Genomic DNA, 14,830 nt, shown 5'->3' on the forward strand with positions numbered 1-14,830 from the left:
GTTCAGCGCTGACAAGGCGGGTAGGGGTGCTGGGTGATCCAGTGGCGGGCGATGTCCACCCGCCGGCAGACCCAGACCCGTTCGTGCTGTTCGATATAGTCGAGAAAGCGCTGCAGGGCACGGAAGCGGCCCGGACGGCCGAGCAGGCGGCAGTGCATGCCGATGCTGAGCATCGCCGGGCGCTCGTCGCCCTCGGCATACAGCACGTCGAAGCTGTCGCGCAGGTAATTGAATAACTCGTCGCCGTGGGAAAAGCCCTGCGGCAGGGCGAAGCGCATGTCGTTGCTGTCCAGGGTGTAGGGCACGATCAGGTGCGGGACCTGGCGGCCGTCGCTGGCGGTCACCTCGGTCCAGAACGGCAGATCGTCGCCGTAGTGGTCCGAGTCGTAGAGGAAGCCGCCGTGATCGACCACCAGGCGGCGGGTGTTCGGCGAGTCGCGGCCGGTGTACCAGCCCAGCGGGCGCACGCCGGTGAGGCGCTGGATGCTGGCCATGGCCTGCTGCAGGTGGGCGCGTTCGACTTCCTCGGCGACGTTCTGGTAGCTGATCCAGCGCCAGCCGTGGCAGGCGATCTCGTGGCCGAGTTCGCCGAAGGCGGCGGTCAGCTCGGGGTGGCGCTCCAGCGCCATGGCCACGCCAAACACGGTCAGCGGCAGGCCGCGGCGCTCGAACTCGCGCAGCAGGCGCCAGACGCCGACCCGCGAGCCGTACTCGTAGATCGACTCCATCGACAGGTGGCGCTCGGCAAAGCTGGCCGGGTTGTACAGCTCGGAGAGGAACTGCTCGCTGCCGGGGTCGCCGTGCAGCACGCAGTTCTCGCCGCCTTCCTCATAGTTGAGCACGAACTGCACGGCGATCCGCGCCCGGCCGGGCCAGTTGGCGAAGGGCGGGTTGCGGCCGTAGCCGATCAGGTCGCGGGGGTAGGGCTGGCCTGCTTGCATGGCTGTACTCGCAGTGGGTTGGATGGGAGATCAGTCGATCGGCGCGCCGTTGGCGATCCAGGCGCCGAGCAGTTCGCGCTCCTGCGCGGTCATCTGGGTGATGTTGCCGAGCGGCATGATCTGGCTGGCCACGGCTTGGGCGTGGATCTTCGGGGCCAGCTGGCGGATTTGCTCGGCGCTGTCGAACATCACCCCAGCCGGGGCGCTGCTGAACAGCGTGCTGCTCGGTTGGGCGGAGTGGCAGGTGCTGCAGCGCGCCTGGATCACCGCGCGCACTGCGGCGAACTGGCTGGTTGCCGTGCCGCTAGCCGGAACGGTGGCGGTTGCCGGCGCTGCGGCTGGTCTGGGGGAGCTGACGAAGGCCAGGCAGAGCAGGCCCAGTGCGGCGGTCGGCAGGGTCCAGGCGAACTTCTGGCTGTGCTGGCGGGTGTTGAAGTAGTGGCGCACCAGCACCGAGAGCGCGGCGATGGCGGCGACGATCAGCCAGTTGTACTGGCTGCCGTAGGTGCTCGGGAAGTGGTTGCTGATCATGATGAACAGCACCGGCAGGGTGAAGTAGTTGTTGTGTCGCGAGCGCAGCAGGCCTCTGGCCGGCAGGCGCGGGTCGGGCTGGGTGCCAGCATGGATGGCTTTCACCAGCGCGCGCTGGGCCGGAATGATGATGCGGAACACGTTGCCGACCATGAGGGTGCCGATCAGTGCGCCGGTATGGATGTAGGCGCCGCGGCCACTGAACGCCTGCGTATAGGCCCAGGCGGCGAACACGATCAGGGCGAACAGCGCCGTGCCGAGCAGGGCGGGTCGCCGGCCCAGCGGCGAGTCGCACAGCCGGTCGTAGACGAACCAGCCGACGAGCAGCGAGCCCAGTCCGATGGACACCGCCGCGGCGGGGGACAGCTCGCTGCCGGAGGCGATCAGGTACAGGCCGGGGTTGAGGTAGAAGACCACGGTGAGCAGGGCCACGCCGGACAGCCAGGTGCTGTAGGCCTCCCACTTGAACCAGTGCAGTTTTTCCGGCATCTGCGGCGGTGCCAGCTTGTACTTCTCGAGGTGGTAGATACCGCCGCCATGGATCGCCCAGAGGTCGCCGGCCAGCCCCTCGCGGGGATTGCTGCGCTCGAGGTTGTTCTCCAGCCAGTTGAAGTAGAAGGAAGCGCCGATCCAGGCGATGCCGACGATCATGTGTATCCAGCGCACGCTCAGGTTCAGCCATTCGGTCAGATGTGCTTCCACGCCAGGTACCCCTTGCCCGCTCTGGGCGGGCCTGTCGTTCGGGTGGTAACGGCGCGCGGTTACAGCGCCTGCAGGCGCAGCAGCGCGATCTTGTTGATTTCCGCCAGGGCTCGGGCGAACTCCTGCTCGGGCGTGTTGTTCAGACGCTGCGCGAATGCCTCGAGGATCTGCTGCCGGCCGCTGCCCTTGACCGCCATGATGAAGGGGAAACCGAAGCGTGCCTTGTAGGCCGCGTTGAGTTCGCTGAAGCGGGCGAACTCCTCGGCGCTGCACGCATCGATGCCGGCGCTGGCCTGTTCCGCGCTGGAGGCGGCGGTCAGTTCGCCGCGCACCGCCGCCTTGCCGGCCAGGTCCGGGTGGGCGTTGATCAGGGCCAGCTGCGCCTCGCGCCCGGCGCTCAGCAGCACGCGCGCCATGCGCCCGTGCAAATGCTCGATGGCGTCGTCCTCGGGGCCGATGCCATGGGCGAAGACGCTTTCGGCAACCCACGGCGAGTGCTCGTAGATGTCGGCGAAGGCGGCGACGAAGGCTTCACGCGACAGGGTCGAGGGCTTGATGCTGGCAAACGCGGTCATTGGCGCGCACCGGTCTACGATTGGTAAGAGGCTGGCCATATACGTTGTGTAGCAAAAACTGGCCCGCTCAGCCGGGTTTTTGCGCGTGTGAGCCTGGTTGCTGCGTGGCGGTCATTGAAAGGTCGGTATTTTCCTGCCGGCAATCGACCACATTTCTCAGCAAGGAGGATGGCGCCGGAGCGCAAGTGCGCTCGCGCTAGGCAAGATGGGCAAATTGACGACACACGTTCTGGATGCAACCCACGGCTGCCCCGGGGCGGGCATCGCGCTGCTGCTGTATCGACTGGACGGCGAACAACGGCGTCTGCTGCGCGAGGTGGCGACCAATGCCGACGGCCGCTGCGACGAGCCGCTGCTGCAGGGCGAGAACCTGGTCGCGGGGGTGTACGAACTGCACTTCCATATCGGCGACTACTACCGCCAGCGCGGCGTCGCCTTGCCCGAACCGGCGTTCCTCGACGTGGTGGTGCTGCGCGTCGGCCTCAGCGACGAAGGCCATTACCACGTGCCGCTGCTGGTGTCGCCGTACAGCTATTCGACCTATCGAGGCAGCTGAAGCCGCCTTTTCCGAGGGTATCCCGGTGCTCTGGCGTCGCTTTGGCGGTGCAGCAGGGGTTCAGGCCGAGGCGCGCAAGCGGAGACGCTTGCCGCGGCCGTTGGTGATCCGCTAGCTGACCACTGCGTGCTCGTTGGCCGGAATCAGAATCTTGCCAATGCGCCGGGTGCGCTCGGCTGGGTCGTCGTTGCTGTGTACCAGCGACAGGCTGAGTTGATAGGCGTAGATCAGGTGCGCGCGGTCGCGGGCTTCCGTCTCGTCGCAGCCGGCCTGCATCAGCAGTCCCTCGATGTAGCTGAGGCGATGGCTGTCGACCTCGTCGATGGCCTGACGTGCCTGCTTGTCGCGGCGGGCCCAGCCGCGGATGCCGATCTCGGTGGCGGCGGCCTCGCGCGCGGTGTTGCCGTGGAACGGCAGTTCCAGCAGGTGCCAGAGCTGTTCGGCCGGCGAGTTGCGGGTGTTGCGCAACTGGAGGATGACGTCTTCGGTGGCCCGGGCACGCCAATCGCTGAGGATGCCCTCGAGCAGTTCGTCGCGACTCTTGAAGTGGTAGTAGAAGCTGCCGCGGGTGATGTTCAGCTCTTTCGCCAGGGTGTCGACCCGCACCGAGTCGATGCCACCCTTGACCAGCATGCGCTGAGCGGCGTGGATCCAGTCTTCGCGGGTAAGCGGGGAGCGTGCAGACATGTTCGTGCTTCTTCTGGTGGAGGGCGCCCGGTGCGCCGGGAAAACAGCTGGCAAGCCTAACCGATTGACTGAAAGCGGGAAATAGCGCGCGCGCTTTCGCCGCAATTGACCGCGTTTTCGCCGGTGAGTTTACCCATATCACGCTTTCCTGTTCGGCCGCATGGCTGCCGCGTCCGGTGTGCCCACTCGTTGTGCTGCTCATGTCGATAATAAAGATACATTGATGTATGTCAATGTTGCAAGTTCGCGCCTGAATGATCCTGCACGCCTGATTTTTCATGGCGTTGGTAGGCGTCGCCTGCCTTGCCTCTGGAATTCTTGTGGATTCATAAGTGTATTCGTTCGGCGGTTCTCTGCGGGCTGCCGGCATGGGAGGGACGATGAGTCGGAACCTGGTGGAAAGGGTGCTGTGGAAGCTCTCGGTGGAGCGCTCGAGCAAGAACCGCTTCAGGGAGGATCCGCGGGTCTTCCTCGCGCAGTTTCGTCTGAGCGAGGAAGAGGTCGAGTGCCTGCTGAGTTTCAAGGTGGGCGCACTGCAGTGCATGGGTGTCAATCCGATGCTGACCATGGGCTTCTGGCAGGAGTTGGCGCCCGACCGCAGCATGCGGCTGTACAAGGAGCGCCTCGGTGCGATCGATCAACAACGCGCAGCCTTCTCGGCTGCTCTTAAGGGGTGAGCCATGGGCAAGGTCGTTGGCGCCTTCTGGGTGCCGCACAACCCGGTGATGTATGTGGCGCCCGAGGCGCCGAATCCGACGCAGCGCGAAGCGGTGCATGCCGCCTATGCCGAATGCGCGCGGCGTCTGGTCGAGCTGGAGCCGACAACGGTGATCATCGTCGGCAACGATCACTACATCCTCTTCGGCACCCAGTGCCTGCCGCGCTACCTGATCGGCACCGGCGACATCGAGGGTGCGTTGGGCTCGCTGCCGGGGCTGGACAAGCTGGTGACGCAGAACAACGAGCAGCTGGCCGGCTTCATTGCCCAGCATGGTTTCGATAACGGTTTCGACTGGGCCGTGGCGCGCTCTTTCAGCGTCGACCACGCGGTCAGCATTCCCCATCACCTGGTGGTCAAGCCGGCGCAGCAGGCGCTGGGCTACGAGCTGCCGTGCATTCCGGTGTACATGGCCTGTGCCGTAGATCCGTTCCTCTCGCTCAAACGCACCGCCGAACTGGGTCGCGAGATCCGCGCCGCGGTAGAGGCGTTCCCTGCGGATGAGCGGGTGGTGGTGATCGGCAGTGGTGGCATCAGCCACTGGGTCGGCACCGCCGAGATGGGCCGGGTCAACGAGGGCTTCGATCGCGAGGTGCTGGCGCATGGCGTGGCCGGCGACCTGGAGGCGCTGTGCGCCTACAGCAACGAGCAAATCATCGGACGTGCCGGCAACGGCGCGATGGAAATCCGCAACCTGATCTGCGCTCTGGCGGCCGTTGAGGGCGGCAAGGGAGAGGTCGTCGGCTACGAGGCCGTCGAGCCGTGGGTGACGGGCATGGGTTTTCTGGCGGTCAAGCCGTCCTGACAGGTCGTACTGAGTTGAAGCGTGTAATGCCGGGCTGCTGTGGTGGCAGCTGCATTTCGAATGAGGAGAGATGATGAAAAAAATAAACCTCTGTGCGATCGAGACCACTCCGCCGTTGGCAGGGCTCGACCGGATCTGCGATATGGAAGCGGGCCGCATGGCCGGCAAGGTGTTCTGGGATGGCGAGATCTACGAGCAGGAGCTGGAGAAGATATTCGCCCGTTGCTGGCTGTTCGTCGCCCACGAGTCGCAGATTCCCAATGCCGGCGACTATGTGGCTACCACCATGGGCGAGGACGAGGTGCTGGTGGTTCGCCAGAAGGACCTGTCGATCAAGGTGCTGATCAACGCCTGTCCGCACCGCGGCAACAAGGTGTGCTTCGCCGAGGCCGGCAACGCCCGCGGTTTCATCTGCAACTATCATGGCTGGGCATTCGGCACCGACGGCGCGCTGCGCGGCATGCACGAATCCGGAGTCTACGAGCAGAGCGGCTTCGACAAGTCGCAGCAGAGCCTGCGCGAGGCGCGTGTCGACAGCTACAAGGGCCTGGTGTTCGCCACCTTCGCCGAGGATGCGCCGAGTCTGGCCGAGTATCTCGGTCCGATGGCCTGGTACCTCGACGTCATCCTCGACAATGACGAGGGCGGCACCGAGTTCGTCGGCGGTTGCATCCGCTCCACTATCGAATGCAACTGGAAGATCGCCGCGGAGAACTTCGTCGGCGACATCCTCCATGCCGGCTGGACCCACGACTCCGCCGCCCAGGCCATGCTCGGCGGGTCGGTGACCAAGGTCAGCGAGTTCCCCGAATCCTGGCAGGTCAACTGGAACGGCCACGGCTACGAATTCACCCGCGACCTGGTCGGCAACGCCGCCGTGCTCGGCGAGAGCGGGGTGAACAAGTACCTGCACCTGCACCGCCCCAAGGCCGAGGAGCGCCTCGGCGAGTTCCGCTCGAAGATGCTGGGCGCGGTGTCCTCGTTCACCGTATTCCCCAACTTCTCCTTCCTGCCCGGGCAGAACACTGTGCGGGTGTGGCAGCCGCGCGGGCCGAACAAGATCGAGCTGTACACCTGGGTGATCGTCAACAAGAACGCCCCGCAGGAGGTAAAGGACATGTGGCGCCGCGGCGCGATGATGACCTTCTCGCCGACCGGCGTGTTCGAGATGGACGACGGCGAGAACTGGGAGTACTGCACCAAGACCAGTCGCGGCAAGGTCACCCGCTACCAGGACCTGTACGTCGGCCTTGGCATGAACACCCGTCTGACCGACACCGACCTGCCGGGCAACGTGTTCAAGGGCCAGCTCAACGAGGCCAACGCCCGCGCCTACTACCAGCGCTGGAAGGACCTGCTGCAGGCCGGCAGCTGGGCAGAAGTTCCCGATCGCAACGGTAAGCTGAGCTGAGGAGTGCGCAATGAGCAATCTTGAACTGGTGAGTGTCGAGGAAGAGCGGGTAGCCAAGGCCTTCCTGCTGCGCGAGGCGCGTCTGCTGGATGACGAGCGCTGGGATGACTGGCTGCTGACCCTCTCCGAGCGCATCCACTACTGGATGCCCGGGATCGAGAACCGCCGCCGCGAGGATGGCAAGGGTGCCTACGTCGAGGAGCACATGGCGCTGTTCGACGACGGCTTCCGCGAACTGCAGCGCCGGGTCAACCGCTTCAAGCAGCCCTCGGCCTGGGCGGAGAACCCGCCGACCCGCAACGTGCACCTGATCGGCAACATCGAGGTGTTCGCTGGCGACGAGCCGGGGCAGTACCGGGTGTTTTCGACCTTTATCAATGTGCGCAGCCGCGGCCTGGACGAGCAGTACCAACTCGCCGGTCGCCGTGAAGACGTGCTGTGCGAGGAGGGCGATGGCCTGAAACTTCTCAAGCGCAAGATCGTCATTCCCAATGCCACCTTGCCGTGCAAGAACATCAATACATTCCTGTAGGTTTATGGCCTCGGACAAGTGGCTGAGTAGCCGGGCTGATGCTGGCGATAGCTCGCGCCTGGCATAGCTCAGGTCGTTCAAAGCCAAGAGCGCCCATGGTCGTAACCATGGGCGCTCTTTGTTTGTGCGGGTTAGACCATCGTCGTAGTCAGGCATGCAAGGATTTACGGGATGGCTTCGGGCTGCCCATGGATGGGGCCTTGCTGCGGCGCTGACCTCCAGTGGCAAGGATACAGTTGTGTTTTCCAAGCTATTGACGCAAGTCAATTTCGCTCCTAGCATACACATACGTATCTGTATCCAAGTACAAGAACCGGAGGCCGTAATGGAAGGCGTAGGCAAGACACTGCTGGCAGCAGGGCACCAGACCAACTACCACGAAGCCGGTGAGGGCGAAGCCCTGTTCCTGCTGCATGGCTCGGGCCCGGGCGTTTCGGGCTGGACCAACTGGTCGAAAACCATTCCGGCCTTCGCCGACCAGTGGCGCGTGATCGTTCCGGACATCGCCGGCTTCGGTTTCACCGAGTTCAAGGACGGCACCAAGTACGACATCAAGCTGTGGGTCAGCCATCTGGTCGGCATCATGGACGCTCTCGACATCCAGAAGGCCTCCTTCGTCGGCAACTCCTTCGGTGGGGCCCTGGCCATCGGCCTGGCAGTGTTCGCCCCCGAGCGCGTCAACAAGCTGGTGCTGCTCGGCACCCCGGCCGGCGAGTTCGTGCAGACCCCGGGCCTGCGTGGCGCCTGGGAATACGAGCCGTCGTTGGAAAACATGGAGCAGCTGATGCAGCTGTTCCCTTACGACAAGTCGCTGATCACCCCGGAGCTGGTGCGGTCCCGCTTCGAAGCCAGCGCACGTCCCGGCGCCCAGGAAGCCCTGCGCAAGCTGATCCCGCAGCCGGCCGCCGAAGGCGAAACCATCGTCAAGGGCTTCCCGGCTGGCGCCCTGGCCAAGATCACCGCGCCGACCCTGGTGGTGCACGGTCGCGAAGATCGCGTGGTGCCGCCGCAGTGCGGCCTGCTCATCGCCAACACCGTGCCGGATGCCGACCTGCACCTGTTCGGCCGCTGCGGCCACTGGGTACAGAGCGAGCAGCCACGCCGCTTCGTCGCGCTGGTCCGCGACTTCCTGAGCGAGTGAGCCGCCATGAGCAGAAACGTACTGGAAAGGGTCTTGTGGCAGCTATCCGTGGAGCGCGCTGCCAAGGAGCGCTTCCGCGCGGATGCCGGCAAGTTCCTCGCTCGCTTTGATCTGAGCGAGGAAGAACGGCAGATGGTTATTGAGTTCGACGTTAGCGCGCTGCAGCGCCTGGGCGTCAACCCGATGCTGACCATGGGCTTCTGGCAGGAGTTGTCCCCCACTCGCGACATGGCTCTGTACAAGGAGCGTCTGGGTGCATCCGATGAACAACGCGCAGCCTTTTCGGCTGCTTTGAAGGGGTAAGTCATGGGCAAGATCGTTGGCGGTTTCTGGATGCCGCATGACCCGGTGATGTTCGTCGCGCCCGACGCGCCGCCGCAGGAGCAGCGCGATAACGTCTGGGGCGCCTACGAGGTCTGCGCCCGGCGCATGGCCGAGCTGGATGCTACCGCGGCGATCATCGTCGGCAATGACCACTACATTCTGTTCGGCACCCAGTGTCTGCCGCGCTACCTGATCGGTAACGGCGACGTGGACGGTCCGATCGAGGCCCTGCCGGGTCTCAAGCGCGGGGTGATCAGTAACCATCAGGCATTGGCCCAGCACATCGTTGCCGAGGGCGAGACGCAGGGTATCGACTGGACCGTGGCGCGCAGCTTCAGCGTCGAGCACTCCTTCGCGATTCCGCACCAGCTCACCGTACAGGCTGCCGAGCGCATGCTCGGGCGCAGCATCCCGACCATCCCGGTGTACCTGGCCTGCGGCGTCGATCCGTACATCTCGTTCAAGCGTGCCGGCGAACTAGGTCGGCAGATCCGCGCCGCCGTCGAGTCGTTCGACGCCGACGAGCGCGTGGTGATCATCGGTAGTGGCGGCATCAGCCACTGGGTCGGCACCGTCGAGTCGGGCCGGGTCAACGAGGAGTTCGACCGCGAGATTCTCGCCCACGGCGTCAACGGCGATCTCGCTGCGCTGTGCGCCTACGACGATGCGGACATTCTCGAGCGCGGCGGCAACGGCGCGATGGAAATCCGCAACTTCGCCTGCGCCATGGCCGCTGTCCCCAATCCCCGTGGCGAGGTGATCGCCTACGAGGCCGTCCCTGCCTGGGTGACCGGCCTCGGTTTCCTGCAACTGTTTTCCCAGGAGAGTGCGCAATGACGACTCGAGTTCTCCTCTGCCAGCGTGACGAGCTGACCCCCGGCTCGCTGAAGAAAGTACCCAACGCCGAAGTGGGCGACATCTGCGTCTACAACCTCGAAGGTCAGTACTACGCCACCGCCGACCTGTGCACTCACGCCACCGCGTCCCTGGCCGAAGGCGACCTGGAGGACGGCCTGATCACCTGCCCGGTGCACTGGGGTCAGTTCGACGTGCGTACCGGCGAGGCGGTGACCTTCCCCTGCGAGAAGCACCTGAGAACCTACCAGATCATCGTCACCGACAAAGAAGTGTTCGCCGACGTGGCGAAAGAGGCCGAAGAAGCGCTGGCCGCCGACCTGGCCTGAACCAGCCCCGTGAATTTCCCGAATGCCTTGTGAGTGCCCCATGGATAACAACCTAATAAAACTGAAGCCCATCGAGGCTTCCCCGGCGCTGCCGAACCTCGACAAACTGTGCGACATGGAAGCCGGGCGCATGTCCGGGAAGATCTTCTGGGATGGCGACATCTACGAGCAGGAACTGGAGAAGATCTTCGCCCGCTGCTGGCTGTTCGTCGCCCACGAATCGCAGATTCCCAAGGCCGGCGACTACATCGCCACCACCATGGGTGAGGACGAGGTGCTGGTGGTTCGCCAGAAGGATGCCTCGATCAAGGTGCTGATCAACGCCTGCCCGCACCGCGGCAACAAGGTGTGTTTCGCCGAGGCCGGTAACGCCCGCGGCTTCATCTGCAACTACCACGGCTGGGCCTTCGGTACCGATGGCGCGCTGCGCGGCATGCACGAGTCGGGTGTCTACGAGGACAGCGCCTTCGACAAGTCGCAGCACGGCCTGCGTGAAGCCCGCGTCGACAGCTATAAGGGCCTGGTGTTCGCCACCTTCGCCGCCGATGCGCCGAGCCTGGCCGAGTATCTCGGTCCGATGGCCTGGTACCTCGACGTGATCCTCGACAATGACGAGGGCGGCACCGAGTTCGCCGGCGGCTGCATCCGCTCGACCATCGAGTGCAACTGGAAGATCGCCGCGGAAAACTTCGTCGGCGACATCCTCCACGCCGGCTGGACCCACGATTCCGCCGCCCGCGCCATGCTCGGCGGCGCGGTGGCCCAGGTCAGCGACTTCCCCGAGTCCTGGTCGGTCAACTGGAACGGGCACGGCTACGAATTCGCCCGCGACCTGGTCGGCAATGCCGCCGTGCTGGGCGAGAGCGCCATTAACAAGTACCTGCACCTGCAGGCGCCGAAGGCTGCCGAGCGCCTGGGCGAGTTCCGCTCGCGCATGCTGGGCGCGGTGTCCTCGTTCACCCTGTTCCCCAACTTTTCCTTCCTGCCGGGGCAGAACACCATGCGCGTGTGGCAGCCGCGCGGCCCCAACAAGATCGAGCTGTACACCTGGGTGATCGTCAACAAGAACGCCCCGCAGGACGTCAAGGACAAGTGGCGCCGCGGCGCGATGATGACCTTCTCGCCGACCGGCGTGTTCGAGATGGACGACGGCGAGAACTGGGAATACTGCACCAAGACCAGTCGCGGCAAGGTCACCCGCTACCAGGACCTGTACGTCGGTCTGGGCATGAACACCCGCCTGGCCGACACCGACCTGCCGGGCAACGTGTTCAAGGGCCAGCTCAACGAGGCCAACTCGCGAGCCTTCTACCAGTACTGGAAGGACCTGCTGAAGGCGCCGAGCTGGGCCGATGTGCCCGACCGCAACGGCCAGCTGCGCTGAGAAGGAGAGAGCGATGACCCTGCCGAATGAACAACTGGTAAGTCTGGAAGAAACTCGCGCAGCCGAGGCCTTCCTCCTGCGCGAAGCGCGCCTGCTCGACAACGAGTGCTGGGAGGACTGGCTCGCCACCCTGTCCGAGGCCGTCCACTACTGGATGCCCGGCATCGAGAACCGCCGCCGCGAGGACAAGCTCGGCACCTACAGCGCCGAGCACATGGCGCTGTTCGACGACGGCCTGCGCGACCTCAAGCGTCGGGTGAACCGTTTCAACCAGCCGTCGGCCTGGGCGGAAAACCCGCCGACCCGCAACGTGCACCTGATCAGCAACATCGAGGTGTTCGCCGGCGACGTTGAGGGCGAATACCGGGTGCACTCCTGCTTCGTCAACATCCGCAGCCGTGGCCTGGACGAGCACTACCAGCTCGCCGGCCGCCGCGAGGACGTGCTGCGCCTGGAGGCCGAGGGCCTCAAGCTGCTCAAGCGCAAGATCCTCATCCCCAACGCGATGTTGCTGTGCAAGAACATCAACACCTTCCTCTGACAGGAGACGGACATGGGCTGGCTTGAAGGGCAGGTGGCGCTGGTTACCGGCGGTACCGGTGGGATCGGCAGCGCCATCGTGCGCCGCTACGTGGAGGAGGGCGCGCGCGTCGGCGTGATGGCGCGCGACCTGGATCAGCTGCAGCAGCTGAAGGACGAGCTGGGCGACGCCATCGTCATCGTGCAGGGCGACGTGTCGCGCTACCAGGACAACCAGCAGGCGGTCGCCGCCACCCTGGAGGCCTTCGGCAAGCTCGACACCTTCGTCGGCAACGCGGCGGTGTTTGACTATTTCACCCGTCTCGACCGCATCGCCCCGGAAGATTTCGAGAGTGCCTTCCAGCGCCTGTTCGCGATCAACGTGCAGGGCTACCTGCTCGGCGCGCGCTGCGCCACCGAGGCGCTGCGCGAGACCCGCGGCAGCATGATCTTCACCCTGTCCAACAGCGCCTTCTACGCGGGCGGCGGCGGCATCCTCTACGTCACCGCCAAGCACGCGCTGGTCGGGATGATTCGCCAGCTGGCCTACGAGCTGGCGCCGGACATCCGCGTCAACGGCGTGGCTCCGGGAGCCACCAACACGCCGATGAAGAGCCTCGACGGCCTCAACAAGCGCAGCGTGCCGCTCAACGAGATTCCCGGTTTCGAGCAGGGCGCCGCCCAGGCGGTGCCGCTGCAGCGCATCGCCGAGCCGCAAGACCATACCGGCCACTACGTGCTGCTGGCCTCGCGCCGCGATTCCGGACTGACCACCGCCAACATCATCCACAGCGATGGTGGCTGGGAGATCCGCAGCGCTGGCGCCCGGCCGCACAGCAAGTCCTGAAGCAACTCCGATTCGCGACCAACAACAATAGCGAGAGGTCCAACCATGAGCAGTCGCGCCGAGCTAAACGCGCAGCAACAGCATGTCCTCAACCTCTTCCGTGACCTGCGGGTTCCGGTACTGGCCGCACCGATGTTCCTGGTTTCCGGCCCACAGCTGCTCACCGCCTGCTGCCGCGCCGGCATCGTCGGCAGCATGCCGGCGGCCAACGCCCGTACCGTCGAGCAGCTCGACCAGTGGCTGGGGCAGATCAGCGACGAACTGGACAGCGCCCGAGCTGCCGGCGAGGTCGTGGCGCCGTGGATGCTCAACCTGATCGTGCATTCCAGCTACGACCGTTTCGATGCCGAGCTGGAGCTGGTGCGCCGCTACCGGCCGCCGGTGGTCTCCACCGCGCTGGGCAGCCCCAAGCGGGTGTTGAGCGAGGTGCATGCCTACGGCGGCGTGGTGCTGGCCGACGTGATCACCCCGGCCATGGCGCGCAAGGCCGCCGATGCCGGTGTCGACGGCCTGATCCTGGTGTGCAACGGCGCTGGCGGGCATACCGGCAACTACAACCCCTTCGCCTTCATCGCCGAGGTGCGCAAGTTCTGGAAAGGCCCGCTGGGCCTGGCCGGGGCCATCTCCAGCGGCCGCGACATCCATGCCGCGCGGGTGCTCGGTGCCGACTTCGTGGTGGTCGGCACCCGCCTGATCGCCGCTCACGAGAGCCTGGTCGAGGACGACTACCGGCAGATGCTGGTGGACAGCTCGATCGACGACCTGGTGGCGACCAAGGCGGTCAGCGGCGTGCTAGCCAACTGGATGAAGCCGTCGCTGGAGCGCGCCGGCATCGATCCTTCCGGCGAGGGCAAGGCCGGCATCGACTTCTCCGGCAACATCGCCAGCGCCAACAAGGCGTGGAAGCACGTCTGGTCGGCCGGCCAGGGCGTCGGCCAGATCGAGCGCCGCTACAGCGTGGCAGAGCTGGTCGACGAGTTGCAGCAGGGCTACCGCGCCAGCCTCGAGCAAGCGCTTTGAACCAACCACTCATCTCCATTCCCGAGGAGTTTCCGGTGACTGACGAATACCGCCTCCAGGCTGCTGCCTCCGTTCTCGCCGAATCGCGCAAGCTCGGCCGCCCGTGCTGCCGGATTTCCGAGCGTTTCGATATCGCCAGCCTGGCCGATGCCTATGCCGTGCAGGAGCTCAACACCCAGGCCGCGCTGGCCCAGGGTCGCCGCCTGGTCGGCCGCAAGATCGGCCTGACCTCGCTCGCCGTTCAGCAGCAACTGGGCGTGAACCAGCCGGACTTCGGCATGCTGTTCGCCGACATGGAATATCGTGATGGCGACACCATAGACAGCAGCCGCCTGATCCAGCCCAAGGCCGAAGGCGAGATCGCCTTCGTGCTCGGCCGCGACCTGCCCAACGCCGACACCACCCTGGGCGAGCTGATCAACGCGGTGGACTTCGTCCTGCCGGCGCTGGAGATCGTCGACTCGGCCATCGAGGACTGGAAAATCACCCTGGTCGACACCGTGGCCGACAACGCCTCCTCGGCGCTGTACGTGCTCGGCAAGACCCCGGTCAAGCTGGATGCCCTGGACCTCAGCCTGGAAGGCATGGTGCTGGAGAAGAACGGTGCCCAGGCGGCCATCGGCGTCGGCGCCGCCTGCCTGGGCAACCCGCTGGATGCCTGCCTGTGGCTGGCGCGCACCATGGCCCAGGTCGGCCGTCCGCTGCAGGCCGGGGACGTGCTGCTGTCCGGCGCCCTCGGCCCGATGGTGCAGGTCGCTTCCGGCGACAGCCTGCGTCTACGCCTAACCCGCCTGGGCGAGGTCGGCTGCCGCTTCGCCTGAGCGGGCAGTACACAGTGGACAGATTCCCCCGCCTGGCGTGAGGCGGGGAGGGCAGGGGCGTCACGGTGCCCCTGCCCGCGACGAACACAACAACAAGCAATGAGCGGCCCGCGTGCCTGGGGCCGATCTCAG

18 protein-coding genes are annotated in these 14,830 nt (G+C 65.4%); 14 read left to right on the forward strand and 4 right to left on the reverse strand.

Going from position 1 to position 14,830, the window contains the following annotated elements; translation table 11 throughout:
* Positions 1-2: 2 nt before the first annotated feature.
* Genes puuE through uraD form a run of 3 tightly spaced genes read right to left on the reverse strand, consistent with a single transcriptional unit; the run spans position 3 to position 2,749 of the window.
* A complete protein-coding gene (puuE, locus tag BMZ19_RS11545; protein ID WP_090311027.1) occupies positions 3-941 on the reverse strand; it encodes an allantoinase PuuE in 939 nt (312 codons plus the stop codon).
* A 30-nt stretch (positions 942-971) separates the two neighbouring features.
* The gene (locus BMZ19_RS11550) at positions 972-2,174 is read right to left on the reverse strand and encodes a urate hydroxylase PuuD (protein ID WP_090311029.1); all 1,203 of its coding nucleotides are present in this window, start codon (positions 2,172-2,174) and stop codon (positions 972-974) included.
* 59 nt (positions 2,175-2,233) lie between these two features.
* The gene (uraD, locus tag BMZ19_RS11555; RefSeq protein ID WP_090311031.1) at positions 2,234-2,749 is read right to left on the reverse strand and encodes a 2-oxo-4-hydroxy-4-carboxy-5-ureidoimidazoline decarboxylase; all 516 of its coding nucleotides are present in this window, start codon (positions 2,747-2,749) and stop codon (positions 2,234-2,236) included.
* A gap of 205 nt (positions 2,750-2,954) precedes the next feature.
* On the opposite strand from uraD, the gene uraH reads away from it, so the two are divergent.
* Positions 2,955-3,305, forward strand: coding sequence for a hydroxyisourate hydrolase (gene uraH, locus BMZ19_RS11560; RefSeq protein ID WP_090311033.1), 351 nt, complete (start codon positions 2,955-2,957; stop codon positions 3,303-3,305).
* A 111-nt stretch (positions 3,306-3,416) separates the two neighbouring features.
* Here uraH and BMZ19_RS11565 read toward each other — a convergent pair whose 3' ends face one another.
* Complete coding sequence (locus tag BMZ19_RS11565) at positions 3,417-3,992, reverse strand: TetR/AcrR family transcriptional regulator (protein ID WP_090311034.1); 576 nt, start codon at positions 3,990-3,992, stop codon at positions 3,417-3,419.
* Positions 3,993-4,372: 380 nt separating this feature from the next.
* Between BMZ19_RS11565 and BMZ19_RS11570 the strand changes: the two genes are divergently transcribed.
* The 13 genes from BMZ19_RS11570 to BMZ19_RS11630 all read left to right on the forward strand — a co-directional run bounded on the left by BMZ19_RS11570 (position 4,373) and on the right by BMZ19_RS11630 (position 14,698).
* Positions 4,373-4,669, forward strand: coding sequence for an extradiol ring-cleavage dioxygenase (locus tag BMZ19_RS11570; protein WP_090311215.1), 297 nt, complete (start codon positions 4,373-4,375; stop codon positions 4,667-4,669).
* 3 nt (positions 4,670-4,672) lie between these two features.
* Positions 4,673-5,515, forward strand: a complete 843-nt coding sequence (locus BMZ19_RS11575; RefSeq protein WP_090311036.1) for a DODA-type extradiol aromatic ring-opening family dioxygenase — start codon at positions 4,673-4,675, stop codon at positions 5,513-5,515.
* A 142-nt stretch (positions 5,516-5,657) separates the two neighbouring features.
* Complete coding sequence (locus BMZ19_RS11580) at positions 5,658-6,926, forward strand: aromatic ring-hydroxylating dioxygenase subunit alpha (protein ID WP_244517180.1); 1,269 nt, start codon at positions 5,658-5,660, stop codon at positions 6,924-6,926.
* Positions 6,927-6,936: 10 nt separating this feature from the next.
* Positions 6,937-7,458, forward strand: a complete 522-nt coding sequence (locus BMZ19_RS11585) for a 3-phenylpropionate/cinnamic acid dioxygenase subunit beta (RefSeq protein WP_090311041.1) — start codon at positions 6,937-6,939, stop codon at positions 7,456-7,458.
* A gap of 325 nt (positions 7,459-7,783) precedes the next feature.
* Entirely contained in the window at positions 7,784-8,599 is an 816-nt protein-coding gene (locus tag BMZ19_RS11590) for an alpha/beta fold hydrolase (protein ID WP_090311044.1), read from the forward strand.
* Positions 8,600-8,605: 6 nt separating this feature from the next.
* Entirely contained in the window at positions 8,606-8,902 is a 297-nt protein-coding gene (locus BMZ19_RS11595) for an extradiol ring-cleavage dioxygenase (RefSeq protein ID WP_090311046.1), read from the forward strand.
* Between the two features lie 3 nt (positions 8,903-8,905).
* Positions 8,906-9,760, forward strand: a complete 855-nt coding sequence (locus tag BMZ19_RS11600) for a DODA-type extradiol aromatic ring-opening family dioxygenase (protein WP_090311049.1) — start codon at positions 8,906-8,908, stop codon at positions 9,758-9,760.
* A complete protein-coding gene (locus BMZ19_RS11605; protein WP_090311052.1) occupies positions 9,757-10,107 on the forward strand; it encodes a non-heme iron oxygenase ferredoxin subunit in 351 nt (116 codons plus the stop codon). The genes BMZ19_RS11600 and BMZ19_RS11605 overlap by 4 nt, the downstream gene beginning before the upstream one ends.
* 40 nt (positions 10,108-10,147) lie before the next feature.
* Positions 10,148-11,491: an aromatic ring-hydroxylating dioxygenase subunit alpha gene (locus tag BMZ19_RS11610; RefSeq protein WP_090311055.1), complete on the forward strand. Its 1,344-nt coding sequence runs from the start codon at positions 10,148-10,150 to the stop codon at positions 11,489-11,491.
* Between the two features lie 13 nt (positions 11,492-11,504).
* Complete coding sequence (locus tag BMZ19_RS11615) at positions 11,505-12,032, forward strand: 3-phenylpropionate/cinnamic acid dioxygenase subunit beta (protein WP_244517181.1); 528 nt, start codon at positions 11,505-11,507, stop codon at positions 12,030-12,032.
* 12 nt (positions 12,033-12,044) lie between these two features.
* Positions 12,045-12,857: a 3-(cis-5,6-dihydroxycyclohexa-1,3-dien-1-yl)propanoate dehydrogenase gene (gene hcaB / locus BMZ19_RS11620; protein WP_090311057.1), complete on the forward strand. Its 813-nt coding sequence runs from the start codon at positions 12,045-12,047 to the stop codon at positions 12,855-12,857.
* Between the two features lie 45 nt (positions 12,858-12,902).
* Positions 12,903-13,877, forward strand: coding sequence for an NAD(P)H-dependent flavin oxidoreductase (locus tag BMZ19_RS11625; protein ID WP_090311059.1), 975 nt, complete (start codon positions 12,903-12,905; stop codon positions 13,875-13,877).
* Between the two features lie 35 nt (positions 13,878-13,912).
* Positions 13,913-14,698, forward strand: coding sequence for a 2-keto-4-pentenoate hydratase (locus tag BMZ19_RS11630; protein WP_090311060.1), 786 nt, complete (start codon positions 13,913-13,915; stop codon positions 14,696-14,698).
* Positions 14,699-14,830 lie beyond the last annotated feature (132 nt).

Origin of the sequence: Pseudomonas linyingensis (assembly GCF_900109175.1) — a bacterium.
In the GTDB taxonomy this organism is placed as follows: Bacteria; Pseudomonadota; Gammaproteobacteria; order Pseudomonadales; family Pseudomonadaceae; genus Geopseudomonas; species Geopseudomonas linyingensis.